Origin of the sequence: Caballeronia sp. SBC1 (assembly GCF_011493005.1) — a bacterium.
In the GTDB taxonomy this organism is placed as follows: domain Bacteria; phylum Pseudomonadota; class Gammaproteobacteria; order Burkholderiales; family Burkholderiaceae; genus Caballeronia.
Genome location: NZ_CP049158.1, coordinates 609,893 through 628,408, shown reverse-complemented (window position 1 = coordinate 628,408; position 18,516 = coordinate 609,893). Strand labels below are relative to the sequence as shown.

17 protein-coding genes are annotated in these 18,516 nt (G+C 59.6%); 4 read left to right on the top strand and 13 right to left on the bottom strand.

Annotated features, from left to right (window positions below; translation table 11 throughout):
* Window positions 1–161 precede the first annotated feature (161 nt).
* The 3 genes from SBC1_RS29745 to SBC1_RS29735 are packed head-to-tail and all read right to left on the bottom strand — an operon-like array spanning window position 162 to window position 3,935.
* On the bottom strand, window positions 162–1,226 hold the full coding sequence (locus SBC1_RS29745) for a serine hydrolase domain-containing protein (RefSeq protein WP_370469697.1): 1,065 nt from the start codon (window positions 1,224–1,226) through the stop codon (window positions 162–164).
* Window positions 1,227–1,248: 22 nt separating this feature from the next.
* Window positions 1,249–2,535, bottom strand: a complete 1,287-nt coding sequence (locus SBC1_RS29740; protein WP_165103388.1) for an MFS transporter — start codon at window positions 2,533–2,535, stop codon at window positions 1,249–1,251.
* The gene (locus SBC1_RS29735) at window positions 2,532–3,935 is read right to left on the bottom strand and encodes a M20 family metallopeptidase (RefSeq protein WP_165103385.1); all 1,404 of its coding nucleotides are present in this window, start codon (window positions 3,933–3,935) and stop codon (window positions 2,532–2,534) included. The genes SBC1_RS29740 and SBC1_RS29735 overlap by 4 nt, the downstream gene beginning before the upstream one ends.
* A 162-nt stretch (window positions 3,936–4,097) precedes the next feature.
* Here SBC1_RS29735 and SBC1_RS29730 point away from each other — a divergent pair, with 162 nt between their 5' ends.
* Window positions 4,098–5,003 carry a LysR family transcriptional regulator gene (locus SBC1_RS29730; RefSeq protein ID WP_165103382.1) on the top strand — a complete coding sequence of 302 codons (906 nt, stop codon included), beginning with the start codon at window positions 4,098–4,100 and terminating at the stop codon, window positions 5,001–5,003.
* Between the two features lie 137 nt (window positions 5,004–5,140).
* On the opposite strand, the gene rhaS is transcribed toward SBC1_RS29730, so the two are convergent.
* The 6 genes from rhaS to rhaM form a co-directional block, all read right to left on the bottom strand.
* Complete coding sequence (rhaS, locus tag SBC1_RS29725) at window positions 5,141–6,166, bottom strand: rhamnose ABC transporter substrate-binding protein (protein ID WP_165103379.1); 1,026 nt, start codon at window positions 6,164–6,166, stop codon at window positions 5,141–5,143.
* An 80-nt stretch (window positions 6,167–6,246) separates the two neighbouring features.
* Entirely contained in the window at window positions 6,247–7,251 is a 1,005-nt protein-coding gene (locus SBC1_RS29720; RefSeq protein ID WP_165103376.1) for an ABC transporter permease, read from the bottom strand.
* Window positions 7,244–8,284, bottom strand: coding sequence for an ABC transporter permease (locus tag SBC1_RS29715; RefSeq protein ID WP_165104885.1), 1,041 nt, complete (start codon window positions 8,282–8,284; stop codon window positions 7,244–7,246). The genes SBC1_RS29720 and SBC1_RS29715 overlap by 8 nt, the downstream gene beginning before the upstream one ends.
* Complete coding sequence (locus tag SBC1_RS29710; RefSeq protein WP_165103371.1) at window positions 8,284–9,807, bottom strand: sugar ABC transporter ATP-binding protein; 1,524 nt, start codon at window positions 9,805–9,807, stop codon at window positions 8,284–8,286. Before SBC1_RS29710 ends, SBC1_RS29715 begins: the two co-directional genes overlap by 1 nt.
* A gap of 10 nt (window positions 9,808–9,817) precedes the next feature.
* The gene (locus tag SBC1_RS29705; protein WP_165103368.1) at window positions 9,818–10,708 is read right to left on the bottom strand and encodes an amidohydrolase; all 891 of its coding nucleotides are present in this window, start codon (window positions 10,706–10,708) and stop codon (window positions 9,818–9,820) included.
* A 39-nt stretch (window positions 10,709–10,747) separates the two neighbouring features.
* A complete protein-coding gene (gene rhaM, locus SBC1_RS29700; protein ID WP_165103365.1) occupies window positions 10,748–11,062 on the bottom strand; it encodes an L-rhamnose mutarotase in 315 nt (104 codons plus the stop codon).
* A 148-nt stretch (window positions 11,063–11,210) separates the two neighbouring features.
* Here rhaM and SBC1_RS29695 point away from each other — a divergent pair, with 148 nt between their 5' ends.
* The gene (locus tag SBC1_RS29695; protein ID WP_165103362.1) at window positions 11,211–12,161 is read left to right on the top strand and encodes a LysR family transcriptional regulator; all 951 of its coding nucleotides are present in this window, start codon (window positions 11,211–11,213) and stop codon (window positions 12,159–12,161) included.
* Here the strand turns inward: SBC1_RS29695 and SBC1_RS29690 are convergent.
* The 4 genes from SBC1_RS29690 to SBC1_RS29675 form a co-directional block, all read right to left on the bottom strand.
* Window positions 12,148–12,930 carry an SDR family NAD(P)-dependent oxidoreductase gene (locus tag SBC1_RS29690; protein ID WP_165103359.1) on the bottom strand — a complete coding sequence of 261 codons (783 nt, stop codon included), beginning with the start codon at window positions 12,928–12,930 and terminating at the stop codon, window positions 12,148–12,150. The genes SBC1_RS29695 and SBC1_RS29690 overlap by 14 nt on opposite strands.
* Window positions 12,931–12,955: 25 nt before the next feature.
* Entirely contained in the window at window positions 12,956–14,134 is a 1,179-nt protein-coding gene (gene rhmD / locus SBC1_RS29685) for an L-rhamnonate dehydratase (protein WP_165103356.1), read from the bottom strand.
* A gap of 27 nt (window positions 14,135–14,161) precedes the next feature.
* Window positions 14,162–15,481, bottom strand: coding sequence for an MFS transporter (locus SBC1_RS29680; protein ID WP_165103352.1), 1,320 nt, complete (start codon window positions 15,479–15,481; stop codon window positions 14,162–14,164).
* Between the two features lie 70 nt (window positions 15,482–15,551).
* Window positions 15,552–16,304 carry an SDR family NAD(P)-dependent oxidoreductase gene (locus tag SBC1_RS29675; RefSeq protein WP_165103349.1) on the bottom strand — a complete coding sequence of 251 codons (753 nt, stop codon included), beginning with the start codon at window positions 16,302–16,304 and terminating at the stop codon, window positions 15,552–15,554.
* Window positions 16,305–16,693: 389 nt separating this feature from the next.
* Between SBC1_RS29675 and SBC1_RS29670 the strand changes: the two genes are divergently transcribed.
* Window positions 16,694–16,963, top strand: coding sequence for a GlsB/YeaQ/YmgE family stress response membrane protein (locus tag SBC1_RS29670; protein WP_097267655.1), 270 nt, complete (start codon window positions 16,694–16,696; stop codon window positions 16,961–16,963).
* Window positions 16,964–17,453: 490 nt separating this feature from the next.
* The gene (locus tag SBC1_RS29665) at window positions 17,454–18,482 is read left to right on the top strand and encodes a sugar ABC transporter substrate-binding protein (protein WP_165103346.1); all 1,029 of its coding nucleotides are present in this window, start codon (window positions 17,454–17,456) and stop codon (window positions 18,480–18,482) included.
* The last annotated feature ends 34 nt before the right edge of the window (window positions 18,483–18,516 follow it).

Genomic DNA, 18,516 nt, shown 5'->3' with positions numbered 1-18,516 from the left:
GGCAGCGGCATATAGCAGGCTTGCAATTCCAGGAGCGCCCGAACTTCGGGAAAGCGCGGGTACACAGTGCGCGTTCGACGGTGATCACGCGCGGCGTGTCGCTAGCGAATAGGGGGCGGCCGTCGAAATAGCCCCAATCCGTTCACCCTGACCTCTCGCTCTTAACGTCCCACCACCCCATCCACCGCTTTCAACACCAGTCCGAAAAACTCATTGGCGTGAGCGGAATTCAGCCAGCGGACCACCACCGCCATCTTGCGCTCCGGTTCGATCCATGTGAACGAACTACCCGCGCCAATGGCAAAGTAGCTCGACGCCGGCACGCTCGGAAACACGCGGCGTTCGTGATTGAGCCACACCAGATAACCGTAATACGGCGCAAGCGCACAAGGCGTTTTCATACGCGCGAGCCATTCGCTCGAGATGATCCGGCGCCCGTCCACTATTCCATCATCGACAAAAAGACGCGCCACCTTGAGCTGATCATTCGCGCTGATCGACAGCCCGCCACCCCAGTGCGTTCCCCCCGGAATCGACTGCACGCGCTGCCCGTTGAGTTCAATCCACGCATTGTCATATCCCACCCATTGCCAGTCGTCACTCGCTCCAAGCGGCTGCATGATCGCTTCGCGAAACACCTCGGGCAGCGGTCGGCCGAACAAATGCAGCAGCGCCAGTGAAAACTGGTTGATGCGGACATCGTTGTATTCCCAGTACGTTCCAGGTGCTTGCACTCGCCGCAAATCGCCCTTCTTGCCATCGGGTGCACGACCGAACGTCACTGCACGAAAGTGGTCCGCCTGATCTGTCAGTCCGAAGCACTCACCTCGCCATTCACTGGTCTGCTGAAGCAGGTGCGCCCAAGTGATGCGAGCATTGTGCTCATCGTCGAAACCGATACCCGGTACGCGTATATGGACCGGCTCGCTCACATTCGGCAGCAAGCCGCGATCAAACGCCACGCCCGCCAGCAAGGCAAGGTAAGTCTTGGCGATGCTAAAAGTCAGGTCGGCGCGATCAGGCTCACCCCACGTCGTGAGCATCTTGCCATCGACGGAAATCGCACCGGAAACCGGACCGCGATCATGCACGGGACCCAGCAACCGGTTCCATGGCGGCGGGTCGTTTACATGTACGCCCCAAGTGCCATCGACATTGCGGTCCCAGAGCGATTCATGAACTATCGCGAACTGTATGGCTTGCTGCAAATCCTTCATATCTGTCATGTCCAGTTGTTCATCCAACGGTTTAGTGCACTTTCAGGCGCGTTCGCGCCCACAGCAGCGTGAAGAGACTGATGATGGCCGCGAGCATCAAATAGAACCCAGGCGCCAGGTTATTGCCGGTAACCGCGATCAGCGAAGCGACCGCAAGCGGTGTGAACCCGCCGAAGACAGTCGTGCCAACGTTGTAACCCACCGCCATGCCGGTGGTGCGCGTACGGACCGGGAAAAGATCCGACATCAGCGCGGGAATAGGTGCGAAATAGATGGCCTTGAGTACCGCGACCCAGATAATCGCGGCCAGCAATGTGAGCAGCGATGGATGCGCATTCATGAACATGAACGCCGGATAGATGGTCACGAAAAATACCGATCCCGCGCCAAGCATGATGCGGGTGCGGCCCACTTTGTCGGACCAATGGCCGACCATCGGCGTCAGCACCATGACGATAAAACCTGCCGCCAGCGTCGCGATAAATCCATACGAGGGTGCAAGCCCAAGCTGCCTGCTTGCATACGTCGGCATGTAGAGCAGCATGTAGTTGGCGGTAGTCGTCAGCACCAGCGAACCGATGCACACCAGCACCCGCTCCTTCTGCGTAGCCATCACTTCACGAATGGGCGAAGCGGATCGTTCCGTGCGTTCGAACTCGGGGGTTTCATCGACATGCCGGCGGATATACCAACCCACCGGGCCAATCAAGAGGCCGAACAGGAACGGGATGCGCCAGCCCCAGCCTTCGAGTTGCGCAGGCGTGAGCGTGCTCGTGAGCACCGCGCCGAACGCCGATGCAACCAGTACGCTTGCTCCCTGGCTCGCGAACTGCCAGCTCGCCATGAAACCGCTGCGCGCGGGCGCATGCTCGGTGAGGAAAGCCGTCGAGCTGCCAAACTCGCCGCCCGCCGAAAAACCCTGCAACAGCCGCGACGCAAAGATGCCGATGGGCGCGAGCACACCAATGGTCGCGTAACCGGGCATCAGCGCGACCATGCCAGTTCCGAGGGTCATCATGGCGATGGAAAGCGTTAAGGATGCCTTACGTCCTTTGCGGTCGCTGTACGAGCCCAACACGAACGCACCCACCGGACGCGCAAGATACGACAAAGCAAAAGTACCCAGCGTCAGCAGCAACGACACCGTTTTATCGGTGGTCGGAAAGAACAGTTTCGATAACGTCGAGGCGAAATAACCATAGACCACGAGATCGTAGAACTCGAGCGCATTGCCTATTGATGTCGCGACAATCAGCCTGTAGATGCTGACATGTCGCCTTGATGCGGGCAAGACGGTGACGGCGGAGTCAGTGCTCATCGCGCTCCTCCGCTCGAAAGCGAGCCGTCAGGTTGGCCGAGATCCCAGAACAAACCGGCCATGATGCACAGCCCCTCTCGTACCACCGGGCCGAGCAAATGCTCATCGGGTGCGTGCTGCGAGCAGCCGGGGTAGGAATGCGGCACCCAAAGCGTGGGCATGTTAAGGATCTCCGCGAAAGCGTCGTTGGGCAGCGTGCCGCCGAGGTTCGGCAAGAGCACGGGCGCTCGCCCAGTGGTGCGTTCAAGCGAGCGCTCGGCCCATTTCACCCACGCGTTATCGGGGTCCACGCGCGTGGCGGGCGAGCCCCGCTCCACCTCGATACTGACCATTTCAAAGCCTCGTTCATCCAGATGACGACGCACGATCTGCTCGAGATTTTTCCAGTCCGTTCCGACCACGAAGCGGATCTGCATGTACGCGAATGCGTGCGGCGGGATTGCATTGACCGGCTTCTCGGGATTGCCGGTCCGGAACGCCAGCACCTCCAGGTTGTTCCAGCCGAATACACGTTCAGCGGGGGTGAGGCCGGGTTCGCCATAACCCGTGTCGACTTCCGGCTCGCCCGGATTGCCGCCGACCGTAATGCCCTCCAGCGCGCGCCGCACCGCTTGCGGCACTTCAGGTGGCCTGAGGCCTTCAACGAGGATGCGCCCGTTGGCGTCGACCATCGACGCAATCGCGCTGGCCAGCACCACGCCGGGATTGCGCAACAAGCCGCCCCAGTTGCCCGAATGATGGCCGCCTTCGCGCAGGTTTACATCGAGCTTGAAATTGATGACACCGCGCGAGCCGAGAAAGATCGTCGGGTGCGCGGCGCCTAATCGCGGGCCATCGGACGCAATCAAAACGTCGGCGCTCAATTCGTCGCGAAGCATCTCGCACACTGCATGCAGGCCGGGCGACCCGACCTCTTCACCGGTTTCAACCAGCAGCTTCAGATTGAAGCCGAGCCTTCCGCCTCGGGCGTCGAGCACGGCCTTGAGCGCGGCCAGGTTGATGCTGTGCTGACCTTTGTTGTCGGCGGTGCCGCGTCCGTACCAGTGATCGCCGGCGACAGTGACTTGCCACGGTGACATGCCATCGCGCCACTGCGCGTCGTAGCCCCGTACGACGTCGCCATGCCCGTAGGTCAGGACCGTAGGCAGGTCATCGCTCTCGTGACGATGAGCGACCAGGAACGGCCCCGCGCCCTTCGCGGGATTGTCGACCAGCCGCGACGTGAATCCGAGTTCGGCGAGAGCAGGCGCTATCTCGTCATTGAGATACGCGCTCAGCCACGGACCGCTTTCCGGCTCCTGACTTTCGGTGCGCATCGCCACGCGGCGCCGCAGGTCTTCGAGAAAAATGCCTGAATCGTACAGATCGGCCGCAGCTTGAATAGCAGACTCGCGCGTCACTTCTTGTCTCCGGTAAGGCACGGCAAAGGGCACGCCAAAGGCGTTGGGTCTTCTGATCCGGGAAATCGATGACGCGATCTTGATACCGCCGATATTTATGGACAATGACAATATTTGGCACTTTCCCTTGCCGAAAAGGCAAAGCTCCTACGAGACTGCATCATGCAAACCACCGCGCTGCGTTATTTCCTCGAAGTCGCTCGAAGCGGGTCGCTAAGCAAGGCGTCCGAGCGGCTGTTCGTCGCCGTATCCGCACTGAGCCGGCAGATTGCAAAGCTGGAGGACGAGATGGGTATGCCGCTGTTCGAGCGTCGGCCGCGAGGCATGGTCCTCAGCGAGGCGGGACGTCTCTTGGCCGCGCACGCGCATCGCAGCCTGATGGAGCAGGATCGGGTGACCGAGGAGATCAGAGGCTTGACGACGGACCGGCGCGCCACGATCCGCGTGTCGAGTTCCGAAGGGGTTGCCCGGGATTTCTTGCCGCAGGTGTTTGTGCACTTCCTGAAGACCTGGCCGGCGGCGCATTTTCAACTGGATGTCGACGGGCCGTCCGAAGCCACGCAGAGAGTGCGCGATGGCACCGCCGACATTGCCGTGTGTTTCAGCGTCGCGCCGGAAAAGGACGTCAACGTGCATTACGCGCAGCGCGCACCGATCTTCGCGCTGGTCGCGCAAGACCATCCGCTAGCGCAGCAGAAGTCCGCCTCGCTCGCCGACCTGAAACCATGGCCGCTTGCGATCTTCCATGAGGGCGTAACCGTCAGACAATTATTCGATATCGCCTGCAGTCTCGAAGGCCTGAGCTTCGAGCCCGTGTTCGTGAGCAACTACGGCGGAGCACTGCAGACGTTCGTTCAGCAAACCAACGCGGTCACGCTGGTCGGTTACCTGACGGTGCGCAGCCGCCTCAAGTCGGACAACCTGGCGGCTGTACCTATCAGCAATCCTGAGTTGCATCAGCGGACGCTGCAGGTCCAGACCATGGCCGGGCGCACGTTGCCCAAGGCCGTGAATGCGTTTCTTGAACTGCTGATTACGGCAATTCAAGATCCCTCGTGTCTCGACTGACGCGCCCTGTTTTTACTCGCTAGCGCTGTGTTCATTTCCACCAGTGCGAAAAGGCCGATGCCCAATCCTGATTGGACACCGGCCCTCTAGCGCGCCTTTGTTTTCAACAACGCTTTCGTTCTTCGGCAAACTTCGCTTTAGAAATTGAAGTTGTCGATATTCGAAGAATCAAACGTGGTCGGCGGTCCAAGCACGACTTCGCCGCTCTTGCCGACCGTGCGTTTGCCCAGCTTGCCTGCGTCGAAGCTATCGCCTTCCTTGCCCGTGATCGTGCCTGAAGCAAGGTTAGCCGCCGCGTACGCCGCGAGGTAACCGAGTTGACCCGGATCCCACAACTGGAATGCCTTCACTGTGCCGTTCTTGATGAACGCTCGCATCTGGTTCGGCGTGCCGAGTCCGGTCACCATGACCTTGCCTTTGGCCGGGGAAGTCGAAACATAACGGGCTGCCGCCGATATACCCACGGTCGTGGGGGAAATGATGCCCTTCAGGTTCGGATACGCCTGCAACAAACCCTGCGTTTCGACGAACGACTTCTGGTCGTCGTCGTTACCGTAGGCAATCTTCACCAGCTTCATCTTGGAGTATTCCGGCTTCTTCAGCTCCTCCTCCATCCACTTGATCCAGGTGTTCTGGTTCGTGGCGTTCGGCGTGGCAGAGAGGATCGCGAACTCGCCCTCGCCTCCTATGAGCTTCGACATCAACTGCACCTGCCCTCGTCCGATCGCCTCCGAGTTGGCCTGATTGACGAAAATCTGGCGGCCGTCGGGTGCTGTATCCGAGTCGAAAGTAACAACCTTGATGCCCTGAGCCATCGCCTTCTTCAGGTACGGAACAACCGCGTTGGCGTCGTTGGCGGCGATCACGATCGCGTCCTGGCGCTGCGTGATCAGCGTGTTGATGTACTGGACCTGTGACGAGGCACCGGCATCCGATGGCCCGACTACCTTGCCCTGCCCGCCCATCTCCTTGATCGCCGCCAACCCGCCGTCGTCGGCAATCACTTCATACGGGTTGTTGATCTGCTTGGGCAGGAACGCTATTTTCAGGTCTTTTTTCAGATCCGCGGCGTTCGCGCTGAGCGGAATCATCGCCGCCGCGGACACCGCGATCAGCGCGGCGCATAGCGCCGGACCGCGAATGGACTTGAAGGGTTTGAACATGCTTGTGTCTCCTGATGTCGCGCGCTGCTCCGGTTCAATCGATGGCCGGAGTCTTCACGCTGGTTTTAAAAAGCCAAGCTTCATGAAAGCGTCTGCGTCATCAAGCGCTTTTCGCGCATGACACGCCAACGTGCAACAAGGTTCGGAATCAGCACCGACGACAACAACAAACCACCGGTCACAATGGTCAGCGTCTCGCTCGACACATCAGAGAGCGTCAACGCATTGCGCAACACGCCAATGATCAGCAACGACAGAAGCACGCCGATCATGGACCCGCGTCCACCGAAAATGCTCACGCCGCCGAACAGCACGGCCGCGATCACCGACAATTCGAAGCCCTCGCCGTTGTCGCCGCGAGCGCTGGTGAAGCGCAACGTGTAGACCACGCCTGCGAGCGCACTCATCGCGCCGGACAGCATGAAAAGCTTGAGCTTCGTACGCGCCACGTCAATGCCGGAAAACTGCGCGGCAACCGGATTCGCGCCTATTGCGTAGAGGCTGCGCCCGAACGGCGTAGCCTGCAGCAGCACAGTGAATACGACAGCCCCAATGATGACCAGGACAAAGGGCATGGGCAGGAACGCGGCAACCGTATCCATCCCGAACGCTGTATAGGACGCGGGAAAATCCGCGACAGCCTGGTCACCGAGCAGCACGTACGCCAGGCCGCGAAACAACGCCAGGGTGCCGATGGTGACGGCAAGCGAGGGAAGATTGAAGCGCACGATCACCAGCCCGTTGAACAGGCCGGCAAGCGTTCCCGCGACCAATACAATCGCAATCACAAGCGGCATGGGCAGGCCCATGTGCCAGAGCACGCCCATCAGCGCACTCGATGCGCCGAGCACCGACGCCACCGACAAATCAATTTCAGCCGCGACAATGATCAGCGTCATTGGCAAGGCGATCAGCGCGATTTCGGTGAAGTCGGCGAGCATGTTCGAGAGGTTGGCGCTCGAGAGGAACATGGGCGACAACACGCGCCCGAGGATCAGTCCCAGCACGAGCACCACCACGAGCATGGTCTCCCACGAGAGATGCCGGCGCCGGGTCATCGTCAGTGCGGAATCGGGTTTAGCCATGATCGCGTTTCCTCATCATGCGACGCGCGACCGAGCGCGCCAGCAGTGTGTCGAGCGTGATCGCCGCGACGATCAGCGCTCCCTGAATGGCTTGCTGCCAGAACGGTGATACGCGCAACACCACCAGCGCAATGTTGATCACGCCAAGCACGAGGGCACCGAGCGTCGCGCCGAGGATGGTGCCCACGCCACCCGTGATCGCCACGCTACCCACCACGGCTGCGGCGACCACCTGCAGTTCGATGCCCTTCGCGGTGCTCGCTTCAACCGTACCGAAACGCGCCAGCCACAACACGCCCGCGAGACCCGCAATTGCGCCGGACAACAGGAAGCCGATCATCACGCGACGCTCTACGCGAATACCTGCCAGCCGTGCAGCCTCCGGGTTCGACCCGATCGCGTAATGCTCACGCCCGCCGCGATATTGCTTGAGATAGACACCAATCGCGAACAGCACGGCCACCGCTATCAGCACCAGGTTCGGCAAGCCGAGCAGCGAACCCGTTGCAATGCGAGAAAACGCATCTGGAAGGCTCGTTGCATTGATCTGGCCGCCGTGGACCCAGGCGTAATCGGCGCCGCGCACTATGTAGAGCGTCGACAAAGTCGCCACCAGCGAAGGCACGCGCCCGAACGTGATCAGCGTGCCGTTCACCGCGCCAATCGCAAGGCCGATACCAATGCCCGCGAGCATTGCGACCGCGATCGGCATGTGCGGGAACATTACGAAGAGACTACCGACCGAATAAGCGCTGACACCGACAACGGACGCCACCGAGAGATCGATATGCCGCATCAGCATCACGACGGTCATGCCCGCCGTGAGCAAGCCGATGATCGATACATTGAGCAGCACGTCGCGCAGATTCTGCAGATTCAGGAACTCGGGTTTCACTGCGGCGGTAGCCGCGACTAGCGCGATCAGCACGACAAATAACGTCGCCTCGCGGCTGCGAACCAGGTTTGCCAGCAGGTTGCGGCGTTTGGGCTTGGGCGCGTGCACGGCGGGCATGGCGGGAGAATGTCGTGTCATCATGCCGCCTTCCCCAACGTGGACGGCGACGCGCCGAGTGCGGCGCTCATCACGCGTTCTTCGTTTGCATCGGCGCGTGCGATGTCAGCGCTGATGCGCCCTTCGTGCATGACAAGAATGCGATCGGCCATGCCAAGCACTTCGGGCAGTTCGCTTGAAATCATCAGGACTGCCATGCCTTCGCGCACCAGTTCCGCGAGCGTTCGATACACTTCCGCCTTGGCGCCGACATCAATACCGCGGGTCGGTTCGTCGATGATCAGCACTTTAGGCCCTGTAGCCAGCCACTTTCCGAGTACGACCTTTTGCTGGTTGCCGCCCGACAGTGTGCCGACCGGCGCGTCCAGATCGCTTGCTTTGAGCCGCAGGCGTTTGCCCCAGTCGGCGGCGAGCGTATTTTCACTGCGCGACGAGATCAATCCGTGTTTGACAAGCCGTCCCAGCACCGTCAGTGAAGCGTTGCGCGCAATGCTCAGTTCCAGCGCGAGACCTTGCGCACGGCGGTCCTCGGGCACAAGCGCGAGCCCGGCGCGGACTGCCGCCTGCGGCCGGCCGAGTTGCAACGGCTTGCCCACGATATGAACCTCGCCCCCATCCACCTGATCGATGCCAAAGATCGCGCGCGCCACCTCGCTACGGCCTGCGCCAACAAGCCCTGCCAATGCCACGATCTCGCCTGCGCGGACCTCGAACGAGACGTTCTTGAACACGCCGTCGCGCGTCAGGTTGCGAACTGACAGACGCACCTCGCCGGGCGCGACATCGGCTTTCGGATAGAAGGTATCAAGATCGCGTCCGACCATCTTGCTGACGATCGAATCAATGGTCATGTCGGCGGTCATGGCGTCGAAGACCTTGAGGCCGTCGCGCATGATCGTCAGGCGCTGCGTCAGCGCGAATACTTCGTCCAGCCGGTGCGTGATGAAAAGAATGGCGGCATCGCGTTCACGCAATGCGCGCACGATTGAGAACAGGCGCTCCACCTCGGTCAACGACAATGCCGCTGTCGGCTCGTCCATGATCAGCACATTCGCGTTCAGAGAAAGTGCTTTAGCAATTTCGACCACTTGCTGATCGGCGATGGACAAACCGCGCACCAGCCCTTCCGCACGCAGATTAACACCCAGCGATTGCAGCAGCGCGTCCACTTCGCGATTCATTTCGTCATAGCGAATCCGACCGAGCCGGTCGCGCGGCTGACGTCCCATGTAGATGTTTTCCGCGATGGACAGGTCCGCAAACAATGTAGGTTCCTGATAGATCACGGCGAGACCCGCATCGCGTGCTTCAGCGGGATTCGCGAACGTACGGGCGTGTCCGTCGACCAGCAATTCGCCCGAGTCCGGCTGGTAAACACCTGCTAGGAGCTTAACGAGGGTCGACTTGCCTGCACCGTTCTCGCCGAGCAATGCATGCACTTCACCCGGCCACATCGCGAGGCTGCCGTCGCCCAGCGCACGCACACGGCCAAACGACTTACTCGCGTGCCTTAGCTCAAGCCGAGGCGGATTGTTGTTGCCCATACTGTCTCCTTCAGATGCGATAGATACGTTCCGCGTTGCTCTTGAACAGGGCATCTATTTCGGTATCGCTTAGGTCTTTAACAATCGACGCATACGCGTTCCACAATCCTTCATATGTGGCAAACAAACGGTCGACCGGAAAGTTCGACGCGAACATCGCGCGCTCGCAACCAAACGTATCGATCGTCTCCAGCACATACGGCCGAAAACTTTCAACGCTCCATTGATGATCGAACATGGCAAGACCGCTGATCTTCACCGCTACATTCGGACATGCGGCGAGCGCACGCAAACCGTCACGCCATGCACGAAACCCCTCCACCGACGAACGATCCACGAACATGCCCGCATGATTCACGATGAACTGCGTATCAGGATGTTCCCGCGCAAGCTCAGCCGCTTCTTTCATTTGCGACGGGTAGAGCTGCAGATCGAATGACATCGAATACTTCTTCAGTAAAGCGAAGTTTTCTCGCCATTGCGGTTCACGCATGTAGTGCCGGCCCACGTAGTCATAAAGCGGATTCGCGTGCACGTTTAGAATCTGCCGAATGCCGCGTGTGTTGGCGAATGCGGCGTGCCCTTCGAGCACTTCCTCAGCGTTATCCGCCGATAAATCAGCGCCCGCGACAATCGCATCCGGCAACCCATTGCCTTCGTTATCTGCAACATGCTGCAGCCAGCGCGTTTCTTCTACTGGATCGGCGGGATCGTGATTGGCATCCACATGCACGAGCTTCAGCACCTGGACCGGCGTTGCATCCCGCAACAAGTCGCCGATCAGATAGTCGTGCTTCAGCTCGCGTGCATCGCCGACGAACGACTTACCCGGATTCGCCAACCACGGATAGTGATGCGTCTTTAAATCCCAAAGGTGAATGTGCGGATCGACAACCTGCATGGATATGTCCTCGTGCCGCTAAAACTCGCCAGAAGCGCGTCAGGGTAGATGGAAGACCGGCACGAGCGCGTGCTGCACCGGCGAGTGGTCAGGGTTTGTTTCCATCAAGTCGGCCATGCTGTCCCACCATTTGCGCATGATGGGCAGATCCGGCAAGGCGTCCATGCTGTGGTCGCGCTCACGCTTGAGCGTGGCGAACAGGTGCCCGGTGGTTTCGTCGAGAAAAATCCGATAATCCCGGATCCCGGCTTGACTTAACGCCTCGGCCAGCTCGGGCCATATGTCGCGATGACGCCGCTCGTATTCATCGCGCTGGCCCGGTTTGAGGGTCATCCTGAACGCAATCGTCTCCATTGCGGCTTGCCTTTTTTTAGGTGTTGAACCAGTTGAATCCCGGCCTTTGCGTTACGACTATAATTCGCCGACTGATAACATGACAATCCGAAGTCAAGATCAGCCGATCGCAAAACCGAATCGCATTATGGACGCACGAGGACGCCCGATGACCCAGAACGTCTCCCAGATTGCCCTCGTCAACCGCCTGAAATTCAAACATCTCGCGCTGCTTGTCGCCCTCGACGACGCCCGCAACCTGCACCAGGCCGCCGAGACAATTAATGTCGCGCAGCCTAGTGCCAGCCGCATGCTGAGCGACATCGAAGAGGCGTTCGGCTTCCTCCTGTTCGAGCGTAATGCTCGCGGCATGCAGCCCACGCCGCTCGGTGTCGCCACGCTCGCCTATGCGCGCCGCTCGCTTGCTGACCTCACCCGCTTCGCCGCCGACCTCGAAAGCAAACGTCGCGGCGGTCATGGTCAACTGACCGTGGGCGCAATCATGGGCGCAGCGCCCGACGTGCTCGCCATGGCCATCGCCGAACTGAAAAGCGAGCGGCCGCTGCTCAACGTTCGTATTCTTGGCGAGACCAGCGACCAAGTGGTGCAATTGCTGCACCGCCGCGAAGTAGATCTCGCACTCGGCCGTCTCACCACGCCGCTGCAGCACAACGACTTCGACTTCGAACCGCTCTCGCGCGAGGCCATGCGGCTGGTCGTGCGCGCCGCGCATCCGCTTGCCCATGAAACCTCGCTTTCACTCGACGCGCTGATCTCGTGGCCCTGGATCCTGCAACCGATCACCAGTCCGGCGCGCGCGTTGTTCGAAGAAGAGCTTGCACGCGCCGGGCTTGCTTCGCCCTCCAACGTGGTCGAGTGCGCGTCGATCTTCGCCACGCTTCAGCTTTTGCAGAATAGCGACGCCGTCGCCATGCTGCCGGAATCCGTCGTACGCGATTACCTGCGCGCGCATTTGCTGATCGAACTGCCCATCGAGATCGGCAAAAGCCTCTCGGGATTCGGCTTGCTGCGGCGCAAACATGAAACGCTCAGCGAACCCGCCGAATACTGCATTGCGTTGCTGCGCAAGTACTCGGCCGGCTCGTTCACTGAAGGTTGACGAACAAGCCGCCGTCCACTAGCAGCGATGCCCCCGTCACATAGCGCGCGCGATCAGACGCGAGAAACGTCACGCACTGTGCAACGTCATCCGGTTCGCCCAGGCGTCCGAGCGGAATACGTTTTTCGAAGTACGCTCGCTTCTCGGTATCGGCGAGATCTTCCGCGTTCAGGTCGGTTGCAATCGTGCCGGGCATCACCGAATTGCAGCGGATGCCGTAAGGCCCCAACGCGATCGCGCACGACTGCATCAGCGAATGAACACCCGCCTTGGTCGGCGTGTAATGCGTCTGCATGGCGCCGCCGACGAGCGCGCTGATCGAACTCGTCGCGACAATCGAACCGCCGGTGCCTTGCAGTTTCATCTGGTTGGCGACAGCCTGAGTCACATAGAACGCACCGTTCAGGTTGACGCCAATGGTCGCTTCGTACACCGACGCCGGCATGTCGAGGAACGAGTGAAATGGACAGATGCCGGCGTTGCTGGCGAGGACGTCGACATGACCGAACGCGTCGACTGCCTGCTTCACGAGTTCGAGCCCCGTCTCACGCTGCGCGACATTTCCTTCGACCGCGATGACTCGCCGGCCAAGTGTCTCTATCTCGCCGACCACTTCCTGCACAGCCGACAAGCGTCCATACGAGCGGTCGTTATCGCCCCAATAGTTCAGTACGACGTCCGCGCCTTCCTTCGCGCAGGCCACGGCAATCGCGCGGCCAATGCCTCGCGATCCACCCGTGACGATCACCACCTTGTTCTCGAGCAGCACGATTAAACCTCAGCGTTTCAATGTTTCAGTGTGTATAAGGACGCACAAGGGTGCATTCAGGATTGAGCCGCACACCGAAACCGGGTGTCTCCGGCACCTTCATCCGGCCGTTCACGGGCACGGGTTCATCGAGCAACAGCGGATTGAACATGGGCACGACTTCGTCGGCTTTCGGCGCCATCATCAGGAACTCCGCGAACGGCGAGTTGTGCCGCGTCACCACGAAGTGATAGCTATAGACGGATGAACCATGCGGCACGACCAGCACGTTATGAGCATCAGCTAGCGCGGATATCTTGATCAGTTCCGTGATGCCGCCGCACCATCCCACATCCGGCTGAACCAGATCGGCACAACCCATTTCAAACAGCATGCGGAAACCCCAGCGCGTGGCTTCATGTTCACCGGTCGTCACCATCATGCCGCGCGGCACCGAGCGCCGCAGTTCGGCGTAACCCCAATAGTCGTCGGGCGGCAGCGCTTCTTCGAGCCACTTCAGGCCGTATTCCTTGGCCGCGTGCGCGAGGCGCGTTGCGTAGTTCAGGTCGAGGCTCATCCAGCAGTCGAACATCAGCCAGAAATCATCGCCTACTTTCGCGCGCATATCGGCGAGCTTCGCAATGTTCTTCGCCAGCCCCTCCTCGCCTTCCGCGGGTCCGTGCTGCAACGGCATCTTGCCGCCGATAAAACCCATCTCCTTCGCGAGATCAGGACGTGCGCCGGTTGCATAGAACTGCAGTTCGTCGCGTACAGGTCCGCCTAAAAGATGAAACACCGGTTCCTTGCGAACCTTCGCGAGCAGATCCCATAGTGCAAGATCGACGCCCGATATCGCATTCAGCACAATGCCTTTGCGCCCGTAATAGAGCGTGGCGAAATACATCTGGTCCCACATCTTTTCGATGTCGGTCACGCGTTGGCCTTCGAGAAACCGCGCCAGATGTTTCTCCACGATAAACGCGCCGATCTCACCACCAGTGGTAACCGCGAAGCCGACTGTGCCATCGCTTGCTTCAATTTCCACAACCAGCGAACCGAGCACATTAATGCCGAACGACTGGCGACTTTGCCGATACTCGGGGTACCGCGCCATTGGCGTGGAGATATGGTCGTCGATCCAGTGATCGGCGCCCTGGTCGTGATAGTCGGCGCCACCGCCGCGGACGGTGAACGCGCGAACGTGACGGATGGTGGGCATGGACATGATCGGACTCCGTAAGGGTTCTAATGTTCAGGACGCTTTGGTGCGCTTGTCGTCGATATACGCGGACGCATTCGCGGGCCGTACGAATACGATAATCGCCAACGCTGCGAGCACGGCGACGAATCCGAGCAACACGAGGCCGGCACTCGTCGATACATACACGCGTTCCGCAGCCGTGCGCACCATGGGCGCGACGAAACCGCCGAGGCTACCGAGCGAATTGATCAACGCGATGGCTCCGGCCGCAGCGGCGCCAGTCAGGTAATGCGTGGGAAAAGTCCAGAACAGCGGTTGTGCTGCGATCAGGCCGCTCGCCGCGAAACACAACGCGATCAGCGAGATCACGGGTTGACCTGCGAGTCCCGAAATCGCGATACCGGCACCGGCCACGACCAGCATCAGCACGGCGAGCCATCGATGCTGGCCATGACGATCCGCATACCGCGGCACCGTCCACGTGACCAGCACAGCACACAACCAGGGGATGGCCGTGACGAAACCGACCTTCGCACCCACGTTCGCGCCAAGCAATGCCGCTACCTGTTGCGGCAGATAAAAGATCACGCCATACACGGACATCTGAATCAGGAAATACACGGCCGACAGGATCAGCACACGCGGATCGATCAACGCGGCGAGCACACTGCGCGGCCCATGCGCGGACGCTGTCTGTGCATCGTGGGAGAGTCGCGCAAGCAGCAGCTCACGTTGAGAGGCATCTAGCCAGCGGGCCTTGGACGGATCGTTGTCGAGATACCAGAAAGCCCATATACCAACGATGGAGGCAAGAACGCCTTCCACCAGGAAGAGCCATTGCCAGCCTGCAAAACCGAGCGCGCCATGCAGGTCGAGCAACGCACCAGACAATGGACTGCCGAAGATGAACGCAAGCGGTGCGCCGAAATAGAACACGCCTAGCGCCCTCGCTCGCGCCGATTGCGGAAACCAGCGCGTGAGGTAATACACAATGCCGGGGAAAAAGCCTGCCTCAGCCACACCCAGCGCGAAGCGCAGGACATAGAACATGGTGGCGGTATGCGCGAACGCCATTGCTGCGGAAACAAGCCCCCATGTGACCATGATCCGGCACATCCAGAGCTTTGCCCCCACGCGATGCAGCAGCAAGTTGCTCGGCACTTCAAAGAGCGCATAGCCCACAAAAAACACGCCCGCCCCGAACGCGAAGGCCGCATTCGAAAGACCCGTATCGTGCTGCAGCGCTTTCTGCGCGAAGCCGATATTTGCCCGATCGAGAAACGCCAGCATGTACATCAGCAGCAGGAACGGCAGCAGACGACGCATCACGCGAGCGACGACGGCGTCCTCCGCAGTAGCGGTATCGCTCATGCGTGTCTCCAGATATTTATTCCAGATATTTTTATGAGGCAGGCGTGCCGTCAGCGACACCCGCCACGCTTCAGTAGGTCGCGCGGCCACCGGACAGATCGAACACCGACGCTGTGCTGAACGCGCAGTCTTCCGAGCTGAGCCACAGGATTAGCGACGCCGCTTCTTCCGGCAGGAGGAAACGATTCATCGGGATCTTGGAGAGCATGTAGTCGATATGCTGCTGCGACATGGAATCGAAAATCTCGGTCTTCGCAGCGGCCGGCGTCACCGCATTCACCAGGATGCCGCGCGTGGCGAGCTCCTTGCCGAGCGACTTCGTGAGCCCGATCAGGCCGGCTTTCGAGGCGCTGTAGTGCGACGCGTTCGGATTGCCTTCCTTGCCTGCCACCGACGCAATATTCACGATCCGGCCGTAGCCTTCTTTCAGCATGTGCGGTACGACGGCGCGGCAGGTGAGATATGGGCCAACGAGGTTCACGTCAATCACGCGGCGCCAAACATCCGGCGCGAGTTCCCAGGTCGTGCCGTTGCCACCCGTGATGCCCGCGCAGTTGATCAAGACGTCAATCTTTCGATGTGCTTCCAGCGTCTGCTGCGTTGCTTGCTCAACCGATGCTTCTTCCGTCAGTTCGACTACGGCAACGCTGACCTTACCGCCCTTGGCGAGTTCGCCGCGGGCCCGCTCAAGGCGTTCGGCGTCGATGTCCCAGAGCGCAACTTCAGCGCCCGAGGCGAGCGCGCGTTGCGCCACCGCATAGCCAATACCGCGGGCGCCGCCGGTGATCACCACGGTGCGTCCGGCCAGATCGATCTGGTTCATCGTGTCTCCTTTGTCTCTAGGACGATTGTTCGTTTCGGCACCCTGTTTCGGCACCTGCTTAAAGCCACTCATGAATGAACTATAGGGGCACACTCATAGCCAAACAATCCGACTATCCGATGGTCCGATAGCAAAAGTGAATCACAAGGCAGTAGAGGAACTGTTCGGGTTCGGGTTTAGCCTGATGACGCCTGCCAACGTTAAGCGCCAAGCTTGGTGAATCGGTCGTTCTTGCCGCATGGCCCGTTGCGGGCACGCTGCTTGCTCTAGCCGAGAGGCCCATTGATTCAGGGGGAACATGGACATCACTAACCAACGATGCCTCCCGTAAGTATTGTCATCATCATGCCGGTAGCCTGCTACGCGCATTTAACCTGACGGAGAACGTTATGGAACCTGTTTCACACGGAATCATTTTCTGGCTGATCATTGGCGGAATTGCCGGCGCGCTCGCTGGCCGAATCGTTGATGGAGGCGGCTTCGGAATTATTGTGGACATCATTGTCGGCATTGTCGGCGCGTTCATTGGCGGCTGGCTGGGCGGCGTGCTCGGCTTGCATCTGGGCGGCGGTATCATTGGTTCGCTAATCACTGCTTTGATTGGCGCCGTGATCCTGCTAGCCATTCTTCGACTCTTTAGCCGAGGGCGAACCGTTTAGCCGCATACGCACCGGGCCGACACTTTAATTACACCGGGTGGCAATAACCGCAATTTGTTTGACCAAAATCCCGCGCAGGTGCTTTGCCTGCGCGGGATTTTTCCGTTGGTTTCTCCAAATCTACAAACCTTCTAAAATTTTTTCATCCCTTGTTCATACCTCGTCTTTCATCCTCGCCTTCATGCTCTAAGGCATCCTGATTAGTCTAGTTAAAAGCTGATTGAAAACCGGCCCCTGTCCAGGTTGATTGTCTGCGGGTTGATCGTATATTTCAAACGGTCCTCAGCGCCAACACCAATGGTTCTGGAACTATCCTTCTGTCATTCTCGACGTGTCTTTCCTGCGAGTCAGCAAAGCTCCGCCAAGCTTTGTTTTGGCGCAGGATTCACGCATTTCACGGCCGCTACGCCCAAGGAAAATACAATGATGGGATTGAGACGTCCACGCTGGGTTTTACGCCCTTCATTCATTGCGCAGAATTTCATTCAACATGGTTAAGAGAAAAAGTACAGAACGGTTCCATGCTTCCCTGAAAGCTCACGGACCGTTTTTTGGGCGCGTGCTTGCCACGCTGGCTGTCCTTCTCACAAGCGCTGCGCTCTGTGCACCGGCAGCGGCTGACGCACCGTCGCTTAAGGGCAAGCGGATTGGCATCTCCGTTGCAGGAACCGAGCATTACTGGGACTTGAAGGCTTATAAGGGACAAATTGATGAGGTGAAGCGTCTTGGTGGAATACCCATAGCGCTTGACGGCGGTCGCAAGGATAGCCAACAGATCGCGCAGCTCCAGGCGCTGATCGCGGAAAAGCCCGACGCCATCATTGAACAGCTTGGCACCGCGGCCGTGCTCGAACCCTTGCTCAAGAAAATCCGTGAAGCGGGCATTCCGCTATTTACGGTCGATACCGCCAGCCCGTCGAGCATCAACGTAACGACATCGGATAATTTCTATATTGGTGAGCAACTTGCGTTGAAGCTGGTCAACGATCTGCATGGCGAAGGCAATATTCTCGTCTTCAACGGTTTCTACGGCGTGCCGGTCATGGCCATGCGCTACGACCAGTTGCGCGAGGTGCTGAAGTGGTATCCGAAGATCAAGATCATTCAGCCCGAGCTGCGCGACGTGATCCCGAATACCGTGCAGGACGCTTACTCGCAGGTCAGCCAGTTGCTGGCCAAGTATCCGACCGGCACCGTTCAGGCTATATGGGCAGGGTGGGATATACCGCAGATCGGCGCGACGCAGGCTGTTGACGCGGCGCATCGCTCAGAGATCAGGACCTACGCGGTCGACGGCAGTCCCGACTTCGTCGCGCTCGTCAAGAACCCTCAATCCAGCGCCTCGGCGGTGGTCGCCCAACAGCCTTATCTGATCGGCAAGACTGCTGTGGACAACGTAGCCCGCTATCTGGCGGGCGATCACACGCTGCCGCTCGCCACCTATGTGCCATCGATTCTCGTCAGCAAGGACAACGCTGCAGAAGCGCAGAAGACGCTGGGCCAGGCCGATGCCAAGTGAACGGATCAACACTCGCAGGCTGGCCGGACACCCC